This window comes from Microbispora oryzae (genome assembly GCF_017896165.1).
In the GTDB taxonomy this organism is placed as follows: domain Bacteria; phylum Actinomycetota; class Actinomycetes; order Streptosporangiales; family Streptosporangiaceae; genus Microbispora; species Microbispora oryzae.
The window spans coordinates 97999-122806 of sequence record NZ_JAFCNB010000008.1 but is presented as its reverse complement, the minus strand read 5'-3'; the positions used below and the strand labels follow the sequence as shown (position 1 = coordinate 122806).

Below are 24808 nucleotides of genomic sequence, written 5' to 3'. Positions count from 1 at the left end.
GGCTGAAGGGACGCCTGAACCAGCCGGGGCGGGTCAGCGACCGTACAGACCGTTCACCTCGAGGTCTCGCAGACGCCGGTAGTCCCTCAGCACCTCAAGCGGGTCCGAGGACGCCAGATATACGAATCCCGGTGAGGTGACCAGATCCACCGTCTGGGGCAGGGGTTCGCCCGACGCCGGGACTCCGGCGACCCCGACCGCCGTGGGAAGCTCGGCGATGCGATCCGCCCAGTCGCCGGCCTGCTCCGTGATTGGAGCCGGATTGATGAGCGCGACGTTCCTGACCGCCGCGTCGATGACAACCTGTCGTTCGTCGAATTCCGTCAGTGAGCCGGGGGACAGCAGAATGCGGGCCAGCAACGCCGTTTGGGACATGCCGGTCAGCTTCTCGACGGTGTCCGGGATCGTCCCTCCGCCCAGTCGCACGCCGCACTCGATGAGGACCGGCCCGCGCTCGGTCAACATGACCTCGGTGTGCGCCGCGTAATAACGCACTCCCAGCGCGTCGAGAACCTCGCACACGAACTCGCGCAGCACGGCCGCCTCGGGCGAGGAGAGATCCACCGGCTCCTCATAGTCATAGACGGGAGTGCCGGCCGGACCAAGGCGCTTGGTATATCGCCAGATCTCGGCCATCCGGTGAACACCCGATTCGGACACCGAATTGATGTAGAACTCCGTGCCGAACAATCTCTCCTGGACCAGAACCGTGCGATTCGGTGTGTCGTATATATTGCGTCCGGCCAGAATCAGCGCGCAGGCCTCGCGTACTTCCGCCGCGTTTCCGCAGAAGCGAACCTGATCCGAACCCGCGCTGTCGACCGGCTTGACCACCGCCTCTCCGCCTAGCGTTTCCCGGTACCAGGACACGGCGGCGTCGACTGTCCCGAATTCCTCTCCGAGCGGAGTCGCCAGGCCGGCGGCCCGTACGACCCGTGCCATCTCGGACTTGTCCCGCCGGGTGTTGACCAGCGCGATGTCGTTGCCGTCGAGGCCGAGCCGATCGCTGAGGATGTCCGCGCAGATCACCCCGGCCTCCGAGCCCGAGATCACGTGCCGCACATCCAGGGCGGCGAGCTGTTCCACCACCAGGCGCAGATCCGTATGACGGGAGTCGATGTCAATCACATAGTTCTCCGGCCGGAACGTCCGGCTGAAGAAGAGAGGTATTTCGGTCGTGCTCCGCACGTGTACGCAGCGCACCCCCCGCTGACTCAGCTCCCGCCCAAGAACGCTACCGGTCGAGTAGGAATCGACGATCGCGACGGCCCCACCCGAGACAGTGAACGACATGGTAGACCTACTCTTTCAAGCATGTGATTACGCTCGTAGGCTCTGCATCGCGGCCGCTACCCATCACAATGAACGGACCCCGCTGGGTAGCTCGAATCTCAGCTGATTTGACCACGCGGAGTCGGAACCGGTCAAGGCTTCGCCTGTTGTTCAATATTTGACAGGTCCGGCGCTCATGTGGATTTATGGATTTCCGCTTGGGCCGTAATCGACGGGCGCCCGGCCGGGGACTTTCATGTCATCCGATGAGTTTCCGCGACGCGGACGGTCCTATCCGCATGACGGATTCTGCGATCTTCTTCACCGTCGGCCCGGAGCCCGCGCGTGCGGACATCCCGGCCCTGTGCGCCGACCTCGCCGCGCTGGTGCGCGGCCGCGGCGGCGGCGTGGTGATCTGCGACGTGGCCGAGGTGGCCCGTCCCGGCGTGGTGACGGTCGAGGCGCTGGCCAGACTCAGCCTGACCGCGCGGCGGCACGGTTGGAGTCTGGTGGTCAGCGGCGCCGGCCCCGACCTGCGCGAGCTTGTGCGCCTGCTCGGATTGACCGGCGTGCTACTCCAGGTGGGACGGCAGTCCGAACAGCGGGAAGAGACGGGCGGTGTCGAGGAAGTTGTTCACGGCCCCGATTCGCCCGGCTGAGATCTCCAGGACGATCAGCGCCCACGGGTCGTGGCCGGAACCGCTGAGGCTGGGCCGATACTGGCCGAACGCCGGCATGCCGTTGGCCGTCACCGGCACCAGGCGCGAGCCGCGGCAGCCGCTGCCCGTGCCGGCCATCCAGGAGGTGATGTCGTCGTGGCCGCGCAGCCACAGCGGCAGCGGCGGCATCGACAGCGTCGCGTCGTGACGCAGCAGCGCGGTCAGCGCCGTGAGGTCGTAGTCTTCGAACGCCTTCACATAACGCGCGAGAAGCGCGTTCTGCTCGGCGTCCAGCGGCGCGCGCACGTCGGCGGCGGTGTCGGCGGCCGCGATGGTGGCCCGGGCCCGCTGGAGGGCGCTGTTGACGCTGGCCACCGAGGTGCCGAGCAGGTCGGCCACCTCCTGGGCCGACATGGCCAGCACCTCCCGCAGGATCAGCACGGCCCGCTGCCGCGGCGGCAGGTGTTGCAGCGCGGCGACGAACGCCAGCCGGATCGACTCGCGTCCGGCGACCACGTCGGCCGGATCGGCGGCCTCGGGCAGTACCCGGCCGTCCGGCGCCGGGCCCACCCAGATCTGGTCGGGACGCGGCTCGCCCGGGTCGGTGGCGCGGCCGGACCCTGCCGGGCCGAGATCCATGGGCCGGACTTTCCGTTGGGCGCTGGAGAGCATGTCGAGACAGACGTTCGTCGCGATCCGGTACAGCCAGGTCCGCAGCGCCGCGCGCCCTTCGAACCGGTCAAAACCACGCCAGGCGCGGACGAAGGTGTCCTGTACGGCGTCTTCGGCCTCGAAGACGGACCCCAGCATCCGGTAGCAGTAGCCGGTCAGCTCGGGCCGGTACGCTTCCAGCCGCGACTCGATCGGTGCGTTGGTCGCCACATCGCTCACCCTGACGAACCTAGCGGCCGGCTACGACATTTTCGCGGGGAGCGGTGACGCGGATCTCCTTCGGGAGCGCCGGAAGATTCTTTCGCCGCCGGCGATGAGTTTCCGGTGACCGCCTCGTCTACACCGTCATCACGCCGGCCGAGAGCGTCGGCTGGAAGCATCGACTGGAAGCACGGAAGGGACACATCATGACCGCCACGACCTGGACCGCCGAAAGCGCCGCCTCCGGCCAGTACGCCGAGGTCAACGGAATCAACCTTTACTACGAGACGTACGGGGACGGGCGCCCGATGATCCTCCTGCACGGGGGTCTCGGCTCGGGGGAGATGTTCGGGCCGATCCTGCCCGCCCTGACCGACCACCACCAGGTCATCGCCGTCGACCTGCAGGGGCACGGCCGGACCGCCGACATCGACCGGCCGCTCGATTACCGGCTGATGGCCGACGACGTGGCCGCGCTCATCGACCACCTCGGCCTGCGCGAGCCGGACGTGGTCGGCTACTCCCTCGGCGGCGGGGTGGCGCTGCAGGTCGCGTTCAGGCACCCGGAGAAGGTGGGCCGCCTGGTCGCGGCGTCGGCGAACATCAGGCGCGACGCCGTCTATCCGGAGCTGCTCCAGCAGCAGGGCCAGGTGAGCGCGGCGGCCGCCGAGTTCATGAAGGACACCCCGATGTACGAGCTCTACCAGCGGGTGGCGCCCCGTCCTGAGGACTTCCCGAAGCTGCTCGACAAGATCGGTGCGGCGATGGCGGAGGACTTCGACTTCACGGAAGAGGTGCGCGGGCTGCGGATGCCGACGCTCGTGGTCGCCGCCGACGCCGACATGGCGCCGCCGAGCCACTACATCGAGGTCTTCAAACTCCTCGACGGCGGGCTGCGCGACGGTGGCTGGCAGGGCGACGGCCGGCCCAAGGGCGGTCACGCGCTCGCGATCCTGCCCGGTCTCACCCACTACGACATCTTCAGGTCCCCGCTCTTCGCGGCGGTCACCGTCGACTTCCTCGACCGCGAGAGCTGACCGGATCACCCCCCCCCCCCCCGCACAGCGGAAGGGCCCCCCTTGCGGAAGGCCCTTCCGGGTGAGTGCGAGAACTATCGCATCACTTCTTCTTGGTCAGCGTCACATTGAGCGACTGGCTCACGCTCTGACCGTTCGCGGTCTTGAACATGATCGTGACATCGACGGGGAGCTTGCCCGTCTTGGTCAGGGTTTCGAGGTACGCGGGCGCGGCGGTCACGGTCATCGTGAAAGAGCACCCTTCGCGCACCTGGTAGGTGGCCGGGGTCACCTTGTCGCCGGACAGGGTGACCGTTCCGGCCGTGTTCACGGTGGCGTTGATCGTGGCCGTGCCGGTCTTGGCGTTGGTCTCCACCTTGCCGATCTTGATCGTCGGGGCCGGGGGCGCGGGGGCCACCGTGTAGCTCACCGCCTTCGAGCGGGTCGCGTTCCCGGACGAGTCGACGACCAGTGCCTGGAACGTGACGTGCTTGCCCGACTTCGAGCTCGGCGTCCAGCTGAACTGGTACGGCGCGGTGGTGACAGTGCCGGCCTTCTCGCCGTTGACGAGCAGGGTCGCCGACTGGACGGCGAAGTCGTCGCCGGCCCGGATCAGCGGACGCACCTCCGATCCAACCTGGAGCTCCGATCCGCTTCCCGGGTCGGCCAGTTCGGCTGTCGGCGCCTGGTCGTCGACGCGACCCGCTCCGGTCGGCGCGTCCCGCGGCGACGTCCGGCGCGCACCCGTGACGACGACCGTGGGCTTGCCCGTGCTGTCGGAGCCGGAGACGGCCTCGGAGCCCGGACGGGGGCCGTCCGTGACCACATGGCCCGTGCCGAAGTAGCTGTCCGACACGGTGAAGGGGGCGCCGTCGCGCACCGCGGTGTTGCCGGCGTTCGCGTTGTACACAGCGAATCCGTTCCCGGTGAGCACGTCACCGGAGGCGGTGAGCCCTCCGGCCGCATCCGTGCCTGCGTCGGTCAGCAGGATGCCGTACGACTGCGCCGGCGCGGGCGAGTAGTAGTTGCCGGTGATGCGGCTGTTCTTCACGAAGCCGGTCACACCGCTCGTGTACTTGACGCCGACCTGGGGGAAGAGGCCGTTCGGCGTGCTCGTGACGACCGAGCCGGTCACGTAACCGTGGTAGCGGATGCCGGTCCGGACGGTGTTGTCCGGGCTGCCGTCCTTGCCGCGGGCGCCGTCGAACAGGATGCCGCCCGACTGGTAGCCGGTGATCACACTGTCGGCGACGGTGAGCTCGCTCTCGACCGTGCCGGAGCTCGCCCCCTGGATCACGCCGGTCTTGACGACGCCCCAGCCGTGCGGGTGCGCGGCCAGCTCCTGCGCGTCGGCCGCGACCTTCATCGGACCGACGACGCTGTCCGCGACCCGTCCGGCCGCGCCGAAGTACGCGATGCCCGCCTCGGCCCAGACCTTGCCCGAGGTCACCGTCACGCCCGAGATGTCGACGAACAGCTCGTTGGTGTCGGTCGAACCGAGCGACTGCCTGGACACCGTGATCACGTTTCCGCCGCCGTCACGCAGGTAGGGCTGGTCGCCCGCCAGCGTCCCCAGGGACTGGTCCGGCTCGATGATCACCTTGTCCGATCCCGCGCCCTTGATCTTCAAGGGCTTGTTGATGGTAAGGCCGTTCCGCGCGCCGGTCTGGACCGGGTTGGACGCGCTGTTCAGCGGGGTCGACGACTCCTGGTAGACGCCCTCGCAAACCACGATCGTGTCCCAGGGCGCCGCGTAGTCGACGGCCGCCTGGACAGAGGTGAACTGGGCGTCCGGGCACTGCTTCCTGTCGTCGTCGACCGTCCAGGTGGTGTTCCCCTGCGGGTTCGCGACCACGTCGTTGAGCTTGACGTCGCCCGGAGTGTTGTCGTAGCCGGCGAGGTAGGTCGCCGGGTCCGGGCCGCCGAGGGCGGACCGGCCGTAGCCGGCGCCGTTCGCCTTGTCCCCGTCCGACAGGAGCTTCGACCCGGCCTCGCTCTCCTGGAAGCGCACATCGGCCATCTCGATCGAGCCCGACTTCGGCATGTCACCCACACCGAAGCGGAACTCCAGCTTCGACAGGGAGCCGACGTCCACGCCCTGCGCCGCGAACTCGCTGAGCGGGACCCGGATCTGGTCGAGGACGATGTGCGTGTTCGGCGTGTTCGTACCGGTCGACATGTGCAGGGCGTTGCCCCAGCGCGGGTCTCCGGCGTCGGCGGTGCCCTCGTGACCGGCCGTGTCGCTCAGCGCGATCACGAAGTGCTGGGTCGTCGAGGCCGGGTCGTACGACGTCGGCCGCTCGTTCGGCCACGCCGGGTTGTCCGGGGTGCCGTTCACCGTGGTGTCCTTGGTGCTGTCGCCGCGGTTGTCGGCGCCCGGGTTGCGGGTGTCGAAGAAGTTGACGGCGGCGTCCAGGGCCAGGGCGTTGAGGCCGCGCATGTCCTTCGACGCGGCCGGGATCTGGGCCGTGAGCGTGGCGGCCGAGCCCTGGTCCCACGCGAGCGTGAGCTGACGGCCGTAGGAGTGGTTGATCGGGCTGTTCTCGCGGGTGCCGTTCTGGCCGCCGAGCGCGCCCGCCGCGGGGATCGGGCAGGGCTTGGCCGCGGCCGGCAGCCCGCTCTTGCCGAGCTGCGACGGCGCGAAGTCCTGCGGCTCCGGGTTGCACCAGTCGAACCCGCCCGCGGTCGAGGCCGGCTTGGGCGTGACGCCCGCGGCCTGCGCGTACGGGTCCGCGAAGCCGCTGCCGCTCAGGGAGCCGCCGAGGGCGTTGAGCGTGAGCGGGTTCTTCACCTCGGGACGTATCACGTCGACCCGCTCCTGCGGCGCGGCGAAGTAGCTCGTGTTGACCCGCTGGTTGCACGGGATCGCCGTGCCGGACGGGCTGGTGGGGCAGGCCGCCGGCGGGACCTGCAGCCCGGTGGAGGTGTTCGAGAGCTGACCCGTCATGTACGGCTGGAACGCGCCCTCGCCGCCGACGTAGCGACGGAGGAAGGCGGCCATCGTCGCCAGTCCGAGCTTCTCCTGGTCGCCCATGCGCGCCGCGTCGCCCGAGATCTTGGTGTTCACCGCGGGGTTGAGCGGGTCGGAGTTGTCGACCACGTAGTTCTGGTTCGGGTCGGTGTAGCTCGCCGCACCGCTCAGCCGCAGGTTGTGCGGGTGGATGTTGTTGGTGGCGAACGGCGCGGAGTTTCCGCACGCCGCGTCGTTGTTGCCCTGGCCGTCCGCGCCGCCGTCGGCGTACCAGACGGTGTTGTACCAGTTGTGGATCGCGCCCAGATGCTCCACCTGGATCCGCGGGAAGGGGTCGGCGGGGTTGACGTACTGGCTGCGCTCGAACAGCCGGGCGCCCTGCAGATTGGAGACGTCGCCGTCACACATCGGCAGGATCGCCATGAACGGCATGCCGTACGGGGCCTTGCGTTCGTAGTCGACCGGCGCCAGTGAGATGACGCCGCGGATCGGATAACGCGGACCGTCGGTGCGGATGCGGTTGTAGTCGAGGAAGTTCGCGACCGCGTCGCCGCCCCGCGAGTGCCCCATCAGGCCGATGCGGCTCATGTCGAGGTGGCCGGAGAGCGTCGTGCCGATCGTCGTGTGGTCGTCGACGGGCAGGCCCTTGGGCCGGTTGGCCGCGCTGATCGCGTCGAGGGTGGCGGCGATGAGCATGCGCCGGTTGTGCATGCCCTTGCCCTTGTTGTTGTCCTGCCGCATCATCAGCTGGTCCTGCGACACGGAGAACGTCGTGTATCCCCAGGTCGCGAGGTTCTCCGCGAGGTACGCGTAGCCGTCCTCGTTGTGCTTGAACTGCGAGCAGGTGGCGTGCGCGCTGTCCTGGCCGGCGTCGCAGGAGCCGTGGTTGCCGTGCACCAGGACGATCAGTGGCGAGGGTTTGGTACGCCGGCTCCAGTCCGGCATGTAGAGCTGACCGCGAATCTCGACCTGCTCCGGCGCCTGCGCCGTCCCCGCCGTCGGGGCGGCTCCGTCGGAGTTGGGCTCCTCGATGGTCGCCAGGCCGAACTTGGCCTCTTCGATGACCTGCTGCCCGAACGGCCCGCGGGCCGTGGGGTCCGGCAGGGCGGCCGAAGGCGTCGCCGGCGTCGTCGGGGTGGGCTTCGGCGCGGGCGCCTTCGTCGTGGCGGCCGTGGCGGGGGACGTCGCGGTCAGTGCGGTCAGCGCTACGGGGACCGTCAATGAGGCAGCGATCACCCGGAGAAGCACGCGGGCGCTCCTCCGTGTTGGTACTTTCACAAGCTCTCCCGATAAAGGAGTGAGAAGTGGTGCAGTCGGGACGTTAGCCAGCCAACGTTTCTGGTGGGTTTCGTAATAAGAGCGTCTTATTTGGTGAGACGTCGCATTTGTGGCTGGCGGCGCGGACTGTCCCTGTGGCGGGCCCAAGAGGGTCGCCGCCGAATTAATGCCTGATCAGGTGGCTACGCGAGCGGACCCGAGGCAGGAAGGGGAGAGGTGAAGTGCGCGCTGATGTCCATCGGCCGGGCGGCCTTCGCCGCGCGCGAGTGCTGCCGCCCGGCACCTTGATCGTTAACGCCGAATAAATATGAGCGTAACAAGTGCGGCGTAATGCGGATAAAAGCAGAAATGCCCTCCGATGCGGCGGGGCGCGCCGCACCGGAGGGCCGGGAATAGCCTGATCAGCTAGTCCATGTCCACTTCTGGTTGTTGCCACCCCAGCAGGAGTAGATCTGGATCTGGGTGCCGTTGGCAGTGCCCTGTCCGGCGGCGTCCAGGCACAGCCCGGACTGCACGCCGACAATGGTGCCGTCGGAGTTGAGCCGCCACTTCTGGTTGTCGCCGCCCCAGCAGGAGTAGATCTGCACCTTGACGCCGTTGCCGGTGCCGGCGGCGTCGAGGCACTTGTTGCCGTAGACCCGCAACTCCTGGGCGGAGGTGTAGGTCCACGTCTGGTTGCTCTGGCCGTTGCAGTCCCAGATCTGCACCTGCGTGCCGTCCGTGGTGCTCGCGTTGGGCACGTCCAGGCAGCGGCCGGACGCGGCGCTCTTGATCGCCCCGTTGCCACCGCCGCCCGGCGTCGGGCTCGAGCTCGGGCTGGTCGGCGGGTTCGGGCTGGGCGAGGTGCTCGGACCGGCGGCGTTGAGGGCGTTCAGCACCGAGGTGTAGGCGGCCTTCTTGTTGCCGGAGCTGTCGAACAGCAGCGGGCTGGTGTTCGCGCCCAGCCAGGAGTCACTGTCGCGCACGCCCCACACCGTGATGCCGACGCAGCGTGACACGGCCAGGCAGTCGTTGGTGATGCTGGCGTACGTCGAGGCGGATCCGCCCTGGACGTCCAGTTCGGTGATGGCCACATCGACGCCGAGGGCGGCGAAGTTCTGCAGCGTGGTGCGGAAGTTGCTGTTGTAGGCGCTGTTGCTGTTGAAGTGGGACTGGAAGCCGACGCAGTCGATCGGCACGCCGCGCGACTTGAAGTCCTTGACCATGTTGTAGACGCCCTGCGTCTTGGCCCAGGTCCAGTTCTCGATGTTGTAGTCGTTGTAGCAGAGCTTGGCGGCGGGGTCGGCGGCCCGCGCGGTGCGGAACGCCACCTCGATCCAGTCGTTGCCGGTCCGCTGCAGGTTGGAGTCGCGGCGTCCGCCGGAGTTGCCGTCGGCGTAGGCCTCGTTGACGACGTCCCAGTAGGCGATCTTGCCCTTGTAGTGGGCCATCACGCCGTTGATGTGGTTGATCATCGCCGAGCGCAGGTCGCTGCCCGACAGCGACTGCATCCAGCCCGGCTGCTGGTTGTGCCAGGCCAGGGTGTGCCCGCGGACCCGCTTGCCGTTCTGCACGGCCCAGTTGTAGACCCGGTCGCCGTTGGTGAAGTTGAACTGGTTGCGGTTGGGCTCGGTCGCGTCGATCTTCATCTCGTTCTCGGGCGTCACCATGTTGAACTCGCGGTTCGCGATGGTGGTGTAGGCCGAGTCACCGAGCTTGCCGGCGGCGATGGCGGTGCCGAAATAGCGGCCGCTCTGCGCCGCGGCCGCGCCGAGCGTGCTCGCCGCCGCGCCGGCGGGAACCGACACGGTCAGCGCCATGGCGGCGCCGAGCACACCGACGGCGCCGGCCACCAGGGCCCGGCGCACGGTTTTGATGGATCGCGGGCTTCCAGACGGGGGTAAGGCGTTTGCGCCCATGCCTGAGCCTCCATAGCTGAACGAACGGGAAGAGGACACACGGGGGGAGATCCCGTGAAAGCGACGCCGCGTCCCATCACTGGACGCCGATTACGCGGCCGTCAGGGACGGTTGCCCCCGCAGTGCACCACCACCGAGCGGGGGAACCGTCTCGGGGACTCAGTGTGTGAATTCCGCAGAAATGTGTCAAGACGTTTAAGAAAAGTTTCGGATCGCCCTCGTGGGGCGTCGGCTCGCACGTGCTCCGACAGCTCGAAATATTGCGATGCGCGGCCGGTGGGGCATACGCGCATAGGCGATGTAACTTTCATCACGGCGCGGTATGCGCCTCGGTGAGGCGACCTCGACGGTCCAGATGGACGGCGGTTCGCCTGACACGCGCCCGTGGTGCTGGGTTTCTGACGCGTTGACAGTGCGTCCCGCCTCGTGTTTGCTCCGGCCCAACCACCACCTCCGTCCGTCCGATGGAGAGGAGAAGGCGATTCACATGCTCGTTGCGGTGTCGCGTCAGGCGTTGAGCCGGAGGGCCTGGATCCCCAGGTCGGTGCGCACGATCAGGCTGCCGGGGGCGGGTACGGCGATCTGACGGATCGGTGAGCCGAGCTGAACGACATGGTCGGGGTGGCCGGGGTGGTCCGGCCCGCACCACACCAGCAACCGGCCGTCGCCGGTGCCCGCGGCCAGAAGTGAGCCGTCCTCCAGCGCTCCGACCGCCAGGACCTCGCTGTCGGGAGGGGCGTCGAGATCCGTCGAGGCATCGGAGTCGTCCAGGTTCTCCACCCGCGCCGAGGACCCGCCTCCGAAGAACAGTGCTCGCCCGCCCTCGTGAGGGATCGAGACCGCGTTCGTCTGGGGAAGGAGCAGGTGTGCGCGGATCCGATGCCCCTGGGAGGTGAGGTGGTGCACGATCGCCTGACCACCGATGAAGACCTCGCGGCCCTGCGAACCGGCCACCGGCGTCATCCACCGCACGACATTGCTCATACCGGCCGCGAGGGGATGCACGTCGGGAACCGGCAACGGGCCGGCCTCCCACCGGTCGTCGTCCGCGGCCAGCGTCCAGAGAACGGGCTCCTCCCAGTCGCCCGCGGCGAGCAACCGGCCGCCGTCCCCCACCACCGTGACCTCGTGGACGGTGCCGGGACGGCCGAGGCGGACGTCGGTCACGACCGTCTCGCCGGAGGAGCCGGGGGTCCACAACCGCAGGGCCGCCTCCGATCCGTGCCGCCCGAAGGCGGCCACACAGACCGACCGCCCCCAGCGCCACAGGCGGACGCCCACCGGCTCCAGTCCGCCCGCTTCCAGGGGCCGCCTGCCGTCCTCCTCACGCAGCTCGACGGAGCCGTCGGCGAGCGCGACCGCGACGACCTGCCGGCCCGACTCGTCGACCATTCCGTCGAAGCCGATCACCGGGGCCGCCAGCTCGCCGACCGGAGGCGGCAGCGGATCCGCCCCCGATCGCAGCGGCCACTGACGGATGGTGCCGCCCACCGCGGACTCCCCGGACAACAACACGAGCCGTCCGTCCAGCTCGGTGAACCTGACCGTGGAGACCGGTTCCCCCCACGGCACCAACGACTCCGCCACGGACCCGTCCTCGTCGGGGTGGTGGATCAGCGTGACCTTGCCGTCCTGCCCGCCCGTGACCATGTGAAGGCGACCTTCCACCTCCGCGAGGTCGACGGAGGTCACTCCGCCGGACATCAGAATGATCTCGCGTGACTCGGGCGGACCGTCTCCGGGGTCCAAGTCGCCGAGGTGCGAATCGCGCACCTCCCGCAGGACATCCCCATAACCGTTCACGCCCTGCTCGTGCATCCTCGTATGCCAGACCAGACCCGAGGAGGCGAAGTCGGCCTCGAGCCGCCAGGCCGCCGGCTCGTGGCCGCCGAAGCCGATCGTCCTGTCCGGCGCGTCGTGTCCGCCGACTATCACGTCCGTCACGCCGTCGCTGTAACCGGCCGCGATCACGAAGCGTTCGTCGTCGATCAGTAACCGGCTCGCCGCGCACCAGGTGGGTGGATCCGGCGGACGGATCACGGGCTGGCAGGTGGCCTCTCCGTCCAGGCCCCAGAGGGCCACCGCGCCGTCGGCCCCGCAGGACAGCACGCCGTCGTCGAAGCCTCCCGTCAACGACAGCACCGGGCCCTCGTGGGCGGGCACCGCCTCCGTGAGCGGCTCGCCGGCACCCGGATCGACCGCCTGGAGGACACCGTCGGCGTACCCGAGCACGATGGCGTCCCGATCCCGCAGCACGATCGGGGTCATCGAGGTCACCGGCGACTCGGCCCGCGCGGGCACAGAACCGGTCACCTCCATCCGTACCGGGTCGATCAGCCACACCAGATCAAGCGCCGTAACCAGCAGGACGGTCTCGTCTACGGCGCCGAGGAGCGCGAGCCGGGCGGCCGGAGTGGCCGACGGCAGTGAAACGACGCCGTTCACCGTGCCGGTGCGCAGGTCTCTGAACCGCACCGTGCCGTCCCCGCTCACGGTCACGACCGTCGTACCGTCCGGACGCGTGAGCGGCAGCAGGTCGAGCACACCGCCCGGGTGCGTGCCGAGGACACGTCCCGGACGGTGGCGGAGCATCGAGGCCCACAACGGCTGCCACCGGCGTTCCAGCGGCAGCCCGGCGAACGCCGTCGCGGCCTCCGCCTCACCCAGCTCGTAGGCCGCCGTCTGCAGGTAGGACGCCCGTTCGCTCCGGTCGCGGTCCGCGAGCAGCCAGCCGGCCCGCCGGTAAGTCTCGGCGTACCCGCCGACGATCCGCTGCTGGGAGAGTCCGCGCAGCACGCCGACGGGCTCCGCGACGACGAGGAACTCCGGACGGTTCACCAGGCCCGCGAGCTCGCCGATCGCGGCGGCGTGGGTGGCGAGGTGGTCGCACGCGTACGCGGGTGCGTCGAGCCAGCCGTCGCCCTGACGGCGGGCGAAGTACTCGACCACGGCGCGGTGCGCCTCCTCGACCTGCACCTCCTCCTGCGCGAGGTAGTCGCGGAAGGAGTCGTGGTACAGCCGGACGGGCCCCGACCGCGGCGCGCCGAGCAGAAACTGCGCGCACTCCTCCAGCACGCGGCGCACGCGGGAGCGCGGCAAGCCGGTGATGCCGCACAACTGATCGTGGGTGAGTCCGGCGCCGCGAGCCACGGTGAGGGCGGCCAGCACCGGCTCATAGAGCTTCCACCACAGATCGCGCGAACGCGCGATGTCCGTCCTGAACCAGGTCCGGTAGAGATCGATCAGCCCTTCGGGCAGGTCGGCCGGCGCCTCCGGCAGGACCTCGTCCCGGGCCAGCAGGAGCTCGACCACATGCCGGGCGTAGAGGAAGTTGCCGTCGGCCGCCGCCGCGATGCGATCGGCCCACAGCCGCCATGCGGCTCCGGCGGCAGGCAACCGGCGTCGTACGTATCGGAGGATGTCCTCCTCCTCGGCAGGCCGGTCCGACCGCAGGTCCAGAGCCGGCGGCGGCAGGTCGCGCAGCACCCACGGATCCGGCCTGCTGGTCACGACGAAGCGCAGCACCTCGGGCAGCTCCGCCGGATTGTCGGTCGCCACCCCTATCAGGTGGGCGATCGTGTCCTCGGCGTCGTAGCGGTACCCGGCGGACAGGTCGTCCACGACCACCAGCAGTCGCTGGTCCCACCCGTCCGCCACGGCGGCCTCAAGCGGGCGCCGAACCAGGTGCGCGAAGGCCTGCCGGGTGGGAACGTCCCTCGGCAGGCGGATCTGCACATTGGCGACCCGCGCCCCGGCCTCCACCGTGCCGATGGTCTGCGTGCTGTTGATCGTGATGACCGCGGACGCGCTCGCGGCCGAGGCCGCCAGCGCGTCCGCGAACCGAGGTATGCGGCGGGCGAGCGCTCCCGACAGCGCCCGGACGAAGTCCAGCGCGTCCAGCGTGCGCTCGTCGCTCGCGTCGCAGAAGTGGGCCAGCACCACCTCCGGCCGGCCCTCGTGGCCGCCCTGCGCCTCGCGCTCGTCCTCGGGCGGTACGAGCTGCGCGGCGAACCAGGTCTTCCCCGTCCCGGGCGGCCCCGTCATCAGGAAGATCCGGCCGTCCTCTTCCCGCAGCCACCGATCCAGCCGGGCCAGGATCCACGGCCGGGGCACGAGCTCGGCGATATCCGGAACGACGGAGCGTCCGGGCACCGCGGCCGGCACGGCGCTCAACCGCTCCGGCCGTCCAGGTCGACCCCGACCGCCTCGCCTCCCGCGGACACCCGCCCGACCCTCATCCGGGAGTGGACCTCCGTGCCGGGGCCGAGCCCGCCGCGCGCCCGGAGACCGGCCAGATACCCCTCGACCACGTCGGCCTCGACGGTCACGTCGATCCCCGTGCCCGTCGGTTCCCGCTGCTCACCCCTGAACGTGATCCGCTGGCCGTAGGCGACTTCAAGCACCCGCCGTAAAGCGTCGACCGTCTCCAGCAGGCCGCGGTCGCCCGGGTCGGGCACGCGCCCCTCCTCGGCGTACTCGATCAGCTCGCGGCGGAGCGACGTCAACGACTCGGAGTTCTCCGCGACAACGGAGTCCGCGACCTCCGCCGCGGCCAGCGGGGCGTCCAGCACCTCGGCAGCGGAGCCCGGCACCTCGACCACGTCGCGGTCCCGTCTCTCCCGCCACCGTTTCAGCAGTTCCCGCGCCTCGTCGTAGAGGAACTTGATCCCCTCGCTGAGCGCCACCGCCCCCAGCGCTCCGAGAGTCAACGAATCCGGCATCCCATCGCCCTCCCGTCCCTTGTCTGTCGGCGCCCGGAAAGAGCGCGTTACGCTCCGGCCGCGATGCCTGGGTCCTTGCCTACGACGCGAGCAGGTCGAAATGGAATCCGGCGATCAGGAGGAGAAGACTCAGCCCGCGCCACCATTCGAGAGATCTCGGATGCTCCAGGATCCAGGCGATTCCGTTCAACGCGCTCTCGAAAAGCTTCGCTCGGGCGGCGGCCAGCGCTATCCAGACGACGGCAAGGATCACCAGGAGCACAAGACCCACCAGGGCGACCCGTCCGCCGAAAGGACCGGTGGCGATGTCGGCCGCCATCCCCACAAGGCTGGTGAGGAGCGCGACGCCCGCGGTCGCCGCCGCGGCGAGCACTCCCTTCGCCGGAGAACGGGGCAGCCGCCGGATACGGCCGCCGTACTCCCGGATCCGTTCAGGGCCGAGAATGTCGAGGACCACCGTCATTCCGCCGAGGAAGGCTCCGATCTTGCCAAGGCGGCCCCACCACTCCATGCTCAGGCCGATGAGGTGGGCGTCCCGCAGCGCGGGATCTCTCGACAGCCACATCGCCCAGGCGTCGAGATAGCCGATGTCCGCCATGCCGGCGAGCGTACGGCTGCGTTTGGCCGGCGACTACCCGTTTCGCGACTCGGCTGGGTGGCGGGTTCACCGGCTTGGCGGGGCGTCGACGGCTTACGGCAGGCGCACCTCCGGCGTAAGGCCCACAAAACGCCCGTACTCGTCAAACGCCTGCTCGATCCTGAGCCGCTCCGCCCTGCCCAGCGGCACGAGCGGATCGACGACGATCCGCACCGTGGTCTTGGCGAGTGACCGCTTCCAGGTCCCGACGACGCGTCCGTCACACACCACGGTCGCCTGGAATATGCCGTTGTTGCCGGGGATGATGGCCGCCTTGTGCTCATCGGCGAGCATGAGCGAACGGTCCTTGTAGCCCAGCAGATACTCGTCGAACCCCGGCAGCACGAGGACCTCGCAGCCGTCCATCGCGGCCGGCGCGGTGTCGAGCAGCGCCGGATCCAGGTACATCTCGACGCCGTCGACGGTCACGCCGGCCAGCCGGTCGCCGGCCGCGGCGATGCCACGCTTGACGTCTGCCATGGTCAGCCCGGTCCAGCCGGCGAAATCCTGTCTCGTGGTCGGCCCGTGGCCGCGGAAATACCGCACCGCGATGGTGGCCAGCGCCTCGTCGCGGTCGGGCCGGTGCGGCTCGGGAACCCACTCGTCGAGCAGCACGAAGCTCTGCTCGTTGCCGATGTTCGGGGCGATGCACAGCACACCGCGCTGGCTGGCGTACCACAGCAGGTGGTAACCGAACTGACCGGCGGATTCGATGCCCTTGCCGGCGAGCACGGCCATGCACTGCGACCGGGTCAGGCGGCCGCCGCCGGCCAGCGCCGCGCCCAGCACCTCCACCGCCCGGTCGGCGACCTCGTCACTCAAGCCGAGGAACTGGCGACGCCTCGCCGCGCCGGCCAGGGCCCGCGAACCCATCAGGTCGAGCATCCAGTGGGCGTCCCGCGCCGGGACGAAGTGGACGGTGCCGCGCATGGGCCAGGTGCGCAGCGCCTCACGCCGCTCCAGCGCGGAGGTCACGTCGCCGACGGTGTGGCCAGGCAGACGCACGCCGAACGACCACAGGCCGCTGGCCAGGTCCTGCGCCTGCATCGCGCCGAGCCAGGTCACCACGTCGGCCACGTCAGCCGGCCGGTCCGTGCCGTCATGCCGGTCCCGCAACAGCAGGCCGGCCATCCGCAGGGTGAGCGCCCGCGCCGGGGTGATCTGATCCATTACCGCCTCCTCGCGGGCAGCGTAACGACGGCCTACGACAACTTCGGGCCGTGTGCGGGCCACGATGGGCCGACGGCACGCGCTCGTTGAAAGTTTCATAACGGGCCGTCTCCCGCACGGTGAGGGCCAGGCCGGTAAACGCAGATGGGCGCGCTCCAGAAGGTCGGGGCGTCGCCGGAGCCCCCGATCCTCCTCTTGACGCACCCTGCCGGGTCCTAGTTTGCTCCGCCATTACCACCGGCATCGGCACCCGCGGACGCGAACTTCGTGCTGCGGACATGTGTTAGCGATAACACGCCCCGGCCCCGTGAAGGAGGGTCTCCGTGATTGGAGGCGGTCCGCGGTTGCGCACCACCGCAAACGCGTCCCGGGCGTGGCCGACACCGGGAGGGGGCGCCCTGAACGCCCCGGGCCCGGGACCGTTGCCGGCAGTAGGACACCGGAGCCTCCGGACCGGCGTGTCATCGGTCACCCAGACCGACGATCTCCAGGTGACGACAGGTGGTTCGCCCGCTGCCTCGACCACCGCCGAAGGTTAGGGAGCGACTCAGCGAAACGTACCAGCTCCTGCCGCCTCCTGCCGGATGAACACAGAACCACTCCGCCTCGTACCCACCCCCCAGGAGTAACCATGGATTCACCCCCCCTTCGTTCCGCTACCGGCCGATGGCGTTCGCCGGTCGCCATGTCGGTGCGTTTGACCGCCGTGCTGGCGACCCTCCTCGCTACCGCTCTCACGTGGTCGGCACCGGCCTCGGCGGCGACCACGCCGCTGGTGGGGGTGGGATCGGGGCGGTGCCTGGACGTCACCGGTGTCTCGCAGAGCAACGGCGCGCAGGCGCAGATCTGGGACTGCAACGGCCAGGCCAACCAGCAGTGGACCACCACCAGTGCCAGTGAGCTGCGGGTCTACGGCAGCAAGTGCCTCGACGTCAACGGCGGCAGCACCGCGGACGGCGCCAGCGTGATCATCTGGGACTGCAACGGGCAGAACAACCAGAAGTGGCGCCTCAACTCCGACGGCACCATCACCGCGGTGGGCGCGAACAAGTGCCTCGACGTCGCCGCCGCCGGCACCGCCAACGGCACCAAGGTGCAGATCTGGACCTGCCACGGCGGCACCAACCAGAAGTGGAACACCGGAACCCCGGTCAGCCCCTCGGCGTCCCCGTCCTCGTCGCCGCCGCCGACCGGCACGTGTGATCTTCCGTCGACGTACCGCTGGACCTCGACGGGCGCGCTGGCGACTCCGAAGTCGGGCTGGGTTTCGCTCAAGGACTTCACCAACGTCGTCTACAACGGCAAGCACCTCGTCTACGCGACGACGCACGACAACGGGTCGAGCTGGGGCTCGATGGCCTTCAGCACGTTCACGAACTGGTCCGACATGGCCTCGGCCACCCAGACCGGGATGAACTCCGGCACCGTCGCGCCGACCCTGTTCTACTTCGCCCCCAAGAACATCTGGGTGCTCGCCTACCAGTGGGGCGGGACGGCCTTCTCCTACCGGACGTCGAGCGACCCCACCAACCCCAACGGCTGGTCGTCGGCGCAGACCCTGTCCACCGCGAGCATCTCCGGCTCGGGCACCGGCCCCATCGACCAGACGCTCATCGGCGACGACCAGAACATGTACCTGTTCTTCGCCGGCGACAACGGCAAGATCTACCGGCAGAGCATGCCCATCGGGAACTTCCCCGGCAGCTTCGGCTCCAACTACACCCAGATCATGAGCGACTCGACGAACAACCTGTTCGAAGCGGTCGAGGTCTACAAGCTCCAGGGCCAGACCAAGTACCTCATGATCGTCGAGGCGATCGGCTCGCAGGGCCGCTACTTCCGCTCGTTCACGGCCACCAGCCTGAGCGGCTCGTGGACCCCGCAGGCCACGTCCGAGAGCAACCCGTTCGCCGGCAAGGCCAACAGCGGCGCCACCTGGACCAACGACATCAGCCACGGCGACCTGGTCCGCAACAACCCCGACCAGACCAAGACGGTTGACCCCTGCAACCTGCAGCTGCTCTACCAGGGCCGTGCCACCAACTCCAACGGCGTCGACTACGGCCTCCTGCCGTACCGGCCGGGTCTGCTGACCCTGCAGCGCTAATGGCCTGACCCGGACCGGACCCCGATCGGGCGTTCCTGATCAGGACCCGGTGAGGTCGAAGCGGCGGGCTCGGTGTGAACACCGAGCCCGCCGTTGTCACGTAAAAGGCCCGGTCGCCGAACGCTCGGTCGACGTGGACGCGAGACGGTGGAAAACGACTTCGAACCGGACTCCCCGCGTGACATTTTCCGGACAGAGCTGTTCACGCTGCGCTTCTGGCGGTTCCACGGCCGCTGAGGGTGCTTACCGCCCTGGTGCGCCAGGCGGCCGGACCGTCGGCCGCCGCCCTCGCGTTCGGGTGCGGCGGGCGGCGACGAGGGCCGCCGCTCCGGCGGCGAACCAGGCGGCCTCGACCGCGACCTTGGCGGCTCCGTCCAGCGGAAAGGTGGCCAGGGGCGCGCAGTAGAGGCCCCAGACTGTGGCGAACAGGACGATGCCGCCGATCGCCATGCCCAGGCGGCGTGGCCAGGTGGTGCGGGCGAAGCCCCAGTAGCCGACGGAGACGTAGACGGCCATCTCCGCGACGAACCAGATCAGATCCACGGTCAGCTCCACAGGATGGCGGCGAGCAGGTGGATGACGGCGAAGGCTCCCGCGCCGAGAGCCATGCCGGGGTCACGGCGCATGATGCCGAGCACGGAGTCGCCCACCTGGGCGAGCCCGGAGACGACGAGCAGGGGGACCACCGCGGCCGAGGGCCCCCAGACGAGGACGAACGCGGTGACCAGTCCCAGCGGGAGGGCCCGCGCGGCGTACGCCCGGGTGTAGAAGTGCACACCGGCGGTGGTCTCCTCGTCAGACCTGAGCCCGAGGGCCGGCTTGATGACGCCCGCCACGCTGGACCCCGCTGCTCCGAGGGAGGCGAGGACGTTGAGTACGACGAGCACGATATCCATTAATTCTCCTCAAGAATCGTTCATGCCCTGAATCAATTGGCCTGACTGTATCATTCAGGCCATGAACGATGTCAAGCAGACGATCGCCTTCCGGCTGGGCACGCTCGGCGCGGTCATGCAGGAGCGCTTCGCTTCCAAGATCGAGGCCTACGACCTGAAGCCGAAACACGTGGGCCTCATGGCCGCGCTGAAGAGCGGCACGGTCGCCGCCTCCCAGCAGGACCTGGCCGCCCGCCTCGGCGTCGCGCCCAGCCTGGTGGTCGCCCTCGCGGATCACCTGGAGCGCCTGGGCGCCGTCGAGCGCGTGCGCGACCCCGGCGACCGCCGCCGCCAGACGCTGACCCTGACCGAGCACGGTGCCGCACTCCTGACCAGGTGCGCCGCTGCCGCCGGCGAGCTCGACGACGAGATCACCGCGTCGCTGGCGGCATCCGAGCGGGCGGCCCTGCACGACACCCTCGGCCGCCTCGCCGCCGGTGTTGGGCTCCCCTCCTGAGTGATGTCGTGTGACATCGCACAGGTGACCCGGCGGGATTCCAGAGTGCGCCTGCGGCCTGCACTGGAGTTTTGTGTGGAGGGGGGTGCGGTTGCGGGGGCGCGGTCGGTGTGGCTGGTCTTTGTGTGGTGTCGTGACCGAGGATCACAGCCAGCCCGCGTCCTCGGCGACGCGGATGGCGTCGATCTTGTTGCGGGCGCCGGTCTTGGTGATCGCGCCGGTGAGGTAGTTGCGTACGGTGCCCGCCGACAGGTGCAGCCGGGCGGCGATCTCCTCGGCGGAGGCCCCTCGGGCGGCTTCGCGGAGGACTGTGGTTTCGCGCGGAGTGAGAGGGCTCTCTCCGTGCTCCATCGCCGAGGCCACCAGTTCCGCGTCAAGCACCCGCAGCCCGGCTGCCGTGCGCCTGATCGCGTCGGCCAGGCGGTCGCCGGGGGCGTCCTTGACCAGGAACGCCTCGATGCCCGCCGACAATGCCCGCCGTACCTGACCCGGCTGGCCCATCGCGGTCAGCACCAGGATGCGGCAGGAGGGGAGCACCTCCCGCAGTTGCGCGGCGGCGCTGATGCCGTCCAGCACGGGCAGGTCGATGTCGACGATCGCCACGTCCGGCCGCACCCGCAGCGCGGCGGGCACGATCTCGTCCCCGCGCGTCACCTCGGCCACCACCTCCAGGTCGGACTCCAGGCGCAGCAGGGCGGTGAGCGCGGCCCGGATCATGAGCATGTCCTCGGCCAGGAGGACGCGGATCACGTCGGCACCTCCATCGTCAACCGGAATCCGCCTTCGGACGTGCGCCCGGCCTCAACCGTGCCCCCCACATGCGCAGCCCGCTCCACCAGCCCGACCAGCCCACCACCATGAGGCTGGGCACCGACAGGCCCATCACCGACCGGGTCCGTAGCGGTTTGCGCGTCATCAGGTGGGAGGCCGTTGTTGACGATCTCCAGGTGGGTGCGTCCCGCAAGGTTCGAGGTGGTGATCGAACAGGTGGTGGCGCGGCTGTGCCGCAGGATGTTCGTGACACCCTCGCGCACGGCCCAGGCGAGAGCCTCGTCCGGCTCGCGGGAAGGGGTGGTCTCGGCGAGATCGATCTGGCAGCCGATTCCGGCCGATTCCAGCATCGCCGCGGCCCGGTGCACCTCACCGGCGAGCGACAACCGCCGGTAGCCGCGAGCCACCTGACGCACCTCCTGCGCGGCCTCCCTCGCTACCTGGACCAGCATGCCGACCTCGGTCTTCGCGGAGGGGAGATCGCGGTCCATGAGCCGGGAGGCCAGGTCGCCCTTCAACGCGATCGCGGTGAGGCTGTGGCCCAGCCCGTCGTGCAGGTCGCGGGAGATCCGCAACCGCTCCTTAAGCACCGCCGCCTCCGCCAGGTCGGCCCGCGCTTGCTCCAATTCGGCGGTGACCCGGACCAGTCGCACGACGACGTAGATCATGGCGCCGGTGATAAGGATGGTGAGGGCGTAGAAGAACGAGCCGGTCACGTTGTGGAAGATGCCCTGAAGCCACCAGAACTCCACCGCCGCCATCATCATCACCAGGACGCCGCCCCAGCGCAGCGGGAGCAGCAGGAGCACCGGCCCGGCCAGGAGCGGCGCGGTTCCGGCGGACCAACTGGTGAACCCGAGGGCCTCCGGCAGGTAGGTGGCGACCACCTGCACTGCCAGTGTCGCGAGGAGCCGGCGGGATCGGGTACCCGCGAACGCCTGCCGTACATGAAGAAAGTGCGGCCAGTAGAAAGCGGTCAGCACTATGAGCAGTCGGGCGTTGAGCGACGCGGAGGTGGTCGCGAGGGAGACCACGAGGGGGATGATCGTGTAGCCGACGGAGATCAGAACGATCAGCGCGATTCCGAGCCGCCGCGCGGACGTGGAGTTCATGATCGGCCCATTATGACTTCCTGGGCTCCCAGCGGAACCACCTCCTGATCGATAACAGCGCGACCCCAGCCCACACCGCCAGAACCAGAGTCGGTACGGCTGCCGCCGCCAGGTCGGAGCCGAGTGTTCCCGGCCCGTAGGAGGCGCGGACCGCGTCCACCACCGCGCTGGTGGGCAGGGCGGCGAGGAGTGGGTGCAGCCAGGAGGGCAGCAGGTTCATGATCGGGCCCATTGCCCCGGACGCGAGACCGGCCAGGAAGAAGAACGGCATCGTCATGGCCGCCGCGAGCTCCCCGCGCGGGATCGCGGCCGTCCAGGCCACCCCCAGCGTCGCCAGCACCGCCGAACCCGCGACCGCGAACGCCGCGAACAGCACCGGATTCCTCGGCAGCGGCACATCGGCAAGGAGGCGTACGGCCACGGCTGACACGATCATGAGGGCGACCGTCTGCGTGACGGTGTTAGCGATCTCGCCGAGGAGAATCTGCCGGTCGGTGAGCCGGGTGGTGCGCAGCCGTTTGAGCAGGAGTTGGTCGCGGCGCATGGCCAGGGCGACGGTGATGTTCAGAAACGCGGTCCCCGACAGGATGAGCGCGAGCGCCCCCACGAACGTCTGCGCCGCGGCCGTGACGCCGTCGGCCTGAACGTTGCGCATCAGCGCCGGCATCCCGATCGCCAGCCCCAGCGGGGTGATCACGGAGACGAGCAGCATGCCCTTGTCGCCCCAGAACAGCCGGGCGCTCAGCTTGTAAGTGGCCGTGAGGCTCATCGGCGTGGGTCCCACCGGAAGAGAAAGCGGACGGTGACCAGGCCGAGGAGGGCCCAGACGGTCAGGTTCAGGACGGGTCCGGTCAGTGTCGTGAGCTCGCCGCCCCGGTAGGCGAGTCTGGCGATCTCGACCATTGCTCCGGTCGGCAGCAGGTCGAGTGTCCACTGGAGCCAGCCGGGGAGGAGGTCGGTGACGAACGGCCCAAATGCTCCGGCCCCGACCGCGCCGGCCAGCATGAACGGGATCGTGATGGGGGCGTTCAGGTCGGGGCGGCGGGTCACGATCGAGAAGACGACGCCGATCAGCGCCAGCACCCCGGCCACCGCGACGACGCACGCCGCGAACAGCAGCGGCAGTGCCGGTGGCGGTAGGTAGGTGAAGGTGTAGAGAATCACCGAGACGAGGGCCGACAGGAGAGCGGCCTGCGTCACGATGTTGACCAGCTCGCCGCCGATGATGGCCCGCCCGCGCAGGCCCGAGGCGCGTAGCCGCTTGAGAACCAGCAGCTCCCGCCTGCTCGACAGCGTCACGGCCGTCTGGGTGGTCGCGACGATGGTCAGGACCACGGCGAGCGTGCCGAGATGCATGCCGAGCACCACCTCCACGTCGCGGCTCCTGAGGGAGGCGGCGATCAGCGACGGTAGGCCCGCGCCCAGGCAGACGCTGAGCACCGCGATGCCACCGACGGCCCGCCCGTCGCCCCAGAACAGCCGCCCGCCCAGCCGCGCCACGGCCAGCACCTCACGCACGGGTGCCACCACCCTGGGCAGGGCGGTCGCTTTCGGGTGTTTTGTCGTTTTGGGCCAGTTCCAGGAACAGGTCTTCCAGTGAGGCCGTCCGGACCTCCAGGCCGCGCAGGCGCAGGCCGCGTTCGCTCGCCCAGCCCAGCAGTGTCTGGGCGACCAGGTCGGGATCGGCGGCCTGGACCATGGCGAGCCTGCCCCGCACGGTCGCGGGCAGCGGAAGTTCCCCGGGATAGATCATGGACGGCAGCTCGAACGAGACCCGCCCCACCCGCGCGGCGAGCGTTTCCGCCATCTCGCCGCCGACGACGATCTCACCCCTGTCCATGATGGCCAGGTTCGTCGCCAGTTGCTGGGCCTCCTCCAGGTAGTGGGTGGTCAGCAGCACGGTCGTGCCCCGGGCGGCGAGGTCGCGGACGACCTCCCAGGTGTTGTGGCGGGCCTCGGGGTCCATGCCGGTTGTCGGCTCGTCCAGGAACAGCACGTCGGGCCGGCCCAGCAGGGCCAGCGCCAGGTCCAGACGGCGTTTCTCACCGCCGGACAACTGCCGCACCTTCGTCTTCGTCTTCGCGGTCAGGCCCGCCAACTCCAGCGCCTCGCTCGCGGGGCGCGCGGCGGGGGTGAAGTCACGCCAGATCTCCACCGTCTGGCCGGCCGTCAGGTCGGGGAAGAACCCGGCCTCCTGCAGCATGATGCCGACGTTGCCGCGCACCTGGGCGCGGTCCCTGATCGGGTCGAGGCCCAGCACACTGACCGAACCGGTGTCCGGCTTCTGGAACCCGGTGAGCAACTCGATCGTCGTGGTCTTGCCCGCGCCGTTGCGGCCGAGCAAGGCGAAGACCGTTCCCGCCTCGACCTCGAACGATATGTCGTTGACCGCCTGGAATCTGCCGTAGCTCTTGCTGATGTGGTGCACCTGAATCGCTGTCACGCCTTGATCCTTCGCCAGAGGCGGCGGCGGAAACAGTGAGCAATTCACAACTTCCCGAGCAGGCTGAGTAGGCGGTCGGTCACAGGCTCTTGGATGGCCCTGAGCCCTCCCGGACTCGCCCCTCATCGGCCCAAGAGCGTTCCTGAGATCGTCGGGAAGCCGTTCGCGTGATCATCCCGCGCGTGTCCCGCATCATCCATCATCCGCCGAGACGGCTATGCGAAGGCTGGGTGGCGACCTCACTATCCAGATGGAGATGCCGCGCGCCTCGCCGCCTCCTGCTCGTGCCGATGAAAGTTTCATCGGCACATGTGTTTCACCGCTGCTGACGCAGGCGGTTTCCTCCCTCAACCCACCGGAAGACGGGCTGGTCCGGCGGGCCGCGGGCACCGCATGGAGGATGGCGCCAGGCTGCCGGGCGCCGGCGGGGCGACGGTGACACCGGCCCTGAGCTGGCACATCGGACCCACGAGTGGCCAGGTTGCTCG

General features: G+C 69.3%; 19 protein-coding genes. 4 read left to right on the top strand and 15 right to left on the bottom strand.

What is annotated here, in order from left to right; translation table 11 throughout:
• Positions 1-33: 33 nt before the first annotated feature.
• Entirely contained in the window at positions 34-1293 is a 1260-nt protein-coding gene (locus JOL79_RS16745) for an ATP-grasp domain-containing protein (RefSeq protein WP_210156745.1), read from the bottom strand.
• A gap of 245 nt (positions 1294-1538) precedes the next feature.
• On the opposite strand from JOL79_RS16745, the gene JOL79_RS16740 reads away from it, so the two are divergent.
• Positions 1539-1931: an STAS domain-containing protein gene (locus JOL79_RS16740; RefSeq protein ID WP_210156744.1), complete on the top strand. Its 393-nt coding sequence runs from the start codon at positions 1539-1541 to the stop codon at positions 1929-1931.
• Here JOL79_RS16740 and JOL79_RS16735 read toward each other — a convergent pair.
• Positions 1845-2822 carry a sigma-70 family RNA polymerase sigma factor gene (locus JOL79_RS16735; protein ID WP_307848562.1) on the bottom strand — a complete coding sequence of 326 codons (978 nt, stop codon included), beginning with the start codon at positions 2820-2822 and terminating at the stop codon, positions 1845-1847. The genes JOL79_RS16740 and JOL79_RS16735 overlap by 87 nt on opposite strands.
• Before the next feature lie 188 nt (positions 2823-3010).
• Here JOL79_RS16735 and JOL79_RS16730 point away from each other — a divergent pair, with 188 nt between their 5' ends.
• A complete protein-coding gene (locus tag JOL79_RS16730; RefSeq protein ID WP_210156743.1) occupies positions 3011-3841 on the top strand; it encodes an alpha/beta fold hydrolase in 831 nt (276 codons plus the stop codon).
• 82 nt (positions 3842-3923) lie between these two features.
• Here the strand turns inward: JOL79_RS16730 and JOL79_RS35440 are convergent, their stop codons facing one another.
• From JOL79_RS35440 to JOL79_RS16700, 6 genes are all read right to left on the bottom strand, one after another.
• Positions 3924-8039 carry an Ig-like domain-containing protein gene (locus tag JOL79_RS35440; RefSeq protein WP_210156742.1) on the bottom strand — a complete coding sequence of 1372 codons (4116 nt, stop codon included), beginning with the start codon at positions 8037-8039 and terminating at the stop codon, positions 3924-3926.
• 431 nt (positions 8040-8470) lie between these two features.
• On the bottom strand, positions 8471-9916 hold the full coding sequence (locus JOL79_RS16720) for an endo-1,4-beta-xylanase (RefSeq protein ID WP_307848561.1): 1446 nt from the start codon (positions 9914-9916) through the stop codon (positions 8471-8473).
• A gap of 558 nt (positions 9917-10474) precedes the next feature.
• Positions 10475-14140 carry a P-loop domain-containing protein gene (locus tag JOL79_RS16715; RefSeq protein ID WP_210156740.1) on the bottom strand — a complete coding sequence of 1222 codons (3666 nt, stop codon included), beginning with the start codon at positions 14138-14140 and terminating at the stop codon, positions 10475-10477.
• Positions 14137-14688, bottom strand: coding sequence for a hypothetical protein (locus tag JOL79_RS16710; RefSeq protein WP_210156739.1), 552 nt, complete (start codon positions 14686-14688; stop codon positions 14137-14139). Before JOL79_RS16710 ends, JOL79_RS16715 begins: the two co-directional genes overlap by 4 nt.
• A gap of 79 nt (positions 14689-14767) precedes the next feature.
• A complete protein-coding gene (locus JOL79_RS16705) occupies positions 14768-15286 on the bottom strand; it encodes a hypothetical protein (RefSeq protein WP_210156738.1) in 519 nt (172 codons plus the stop codon).
• 93 nt (positions 15287-15379) lie between these two features.
• On the bottom strand, positions 15380-16495 hold the full coding sequence (locus JOL79_RS16700) for a winged helix DNA-binding domain-containing protein (RefSeq protein WP_210156737.1): 1116 nt from the start codon (positions 16493-16495) through the stop codon (positions 15380-15382).
• A 685-nt stretch (positions 16496-17180) separates the two neighbouring features.
• Between JOL79_RS16700 and JOL79_RS16695 the strand changes: the two genes are divergently transcribed.
• Positions 17181-18602, top strand: a complete 1422-nt coding sequence (locus JOL79_RS16695; RefSeq protein ID WP_210156736.1) for a non-reducing end alpha-L-arabinofuranosidase family hydrolase — start codon at positions 17181-17183, stop codon at positions 18600-18602.
• A gap of 243 nt (positions 18603-18845) precedes the next feature.
• Here JOL79_RS16695 and JOL79_RS16690 read toward each other — a convergent pair whose 3' ends face one another.
• Complete coding sequence (locus JOL79_RS16690; protein ID WP_210156735.1) at positions 18846-19145, bottom strand: YrdB family protein; 300 nt, start codon at positions 19143-19145, stop codon at positions 18846-18848.
• A 2-nt stretch (positions 19146-19147) separates the two neighbouring features.
• Positions 19148-19498, bottom strand: a complete 351-nt coding sequence (locus tag JOL79_RS16685) for a hypothetical protein (protein ID WP_210156734.1) — start codon at positions 19496-19498, stop codon at positions 19148-19150.
• 61 nt (positions 19499-19559) lie between these two features.
• Here JOL79_RS16685 and JOL79_RS16680 point away from each other — a divergent pair, with 61 nt between their 5' ends.
• A complete protein-coding gene (locus JOL79_RS16680; RefSeq protein WP_210156733.1) occupies positions 19560-19994 on the top strand; it encodes a MarR family winged helix-turn-helix transcriptional regulator in 435 nt (144 codons plus the stop codon).
• A 144-nt stretch (positions 19995-20138) separates the two neighbouring features.
• Here the strand turns inward: JOL79_RS16680 and JOL79_RS16675 are convergent, their stop codons facing one another.
• Genes JOL79_RS16675 through JOL79_RS16655 form a run of 5 tightly spaced genes read right to left on the bottom strand, consistent with a single transcriptional unit; the run spans position 20139 to position 24320 of the window.
• Positions 20139-20744 carry a response regulator transcription factor gene (locus JOL79_RS16675; RefSeq protein ID WP_210156732.1) on the bottom strand — a complete coding sequence of 202 codons (606 nt, stop codon included), beginning with the start codon at positions 20742-20744 and terminating at the stop codon, positions 20139-20141.
• Positions 20741-21877: a sensor histidine kinase gene (locus tag JOL79_RS16670; protein WP_210156731.1), complete on the bottom strand. Its 1137-nt coding sequence runs from the start codon at positions 21875-21877 to the stop codon at positions 20741-20743. The genes JOL79_RS16675 and JOL79_RS16670 overlap by 4 nt, the downstream gene beginning before the upstream one ends.
• A gap of 10 nt (positions 21878-21887) precedes the next feature.
• Positions 21888-22646, bottom strand: coding sequence for an ABC transporter permease (locus JOL79_RS16665; RefSeq protein ID WP_210156730.1), 759 nt, complete (start codon positions 22644-22646; stop codon positions 21888-21890).
• The gene (locus tag JOL79_RS16660; RefSeq protein ID WP_210156729.1) at positions 22643-23395 is read right to left on the bottom strand and encodes an ABC transporter permease; all 753 of its coding nucleotides are present in this window, start codon (positions 23393-23395) and stop codon (positions 22643-22645) included. Before JOL79_RS16660 ends, JOL79_RS16665 begins: the two co-directional genes overlap by 4 nt.
• Positions 23388-24320 (bottom strand): ABC transporter ATP-binding protein, encoded by a 933-nt coding sequence (locus tag JOL79_RS16655; RefSeq protein WP_307848560.1) that lies wholly within the window; start codon positions 24318-24320, stop codon positions 23388-23390. Before JOL79_RS16655 ends, JOL79_RS16660 begins: the two co-directional genes overlap by 8 nt.
• Between the last annotated feature and the right edge of the window lie 488 nt (positions 24321-24808).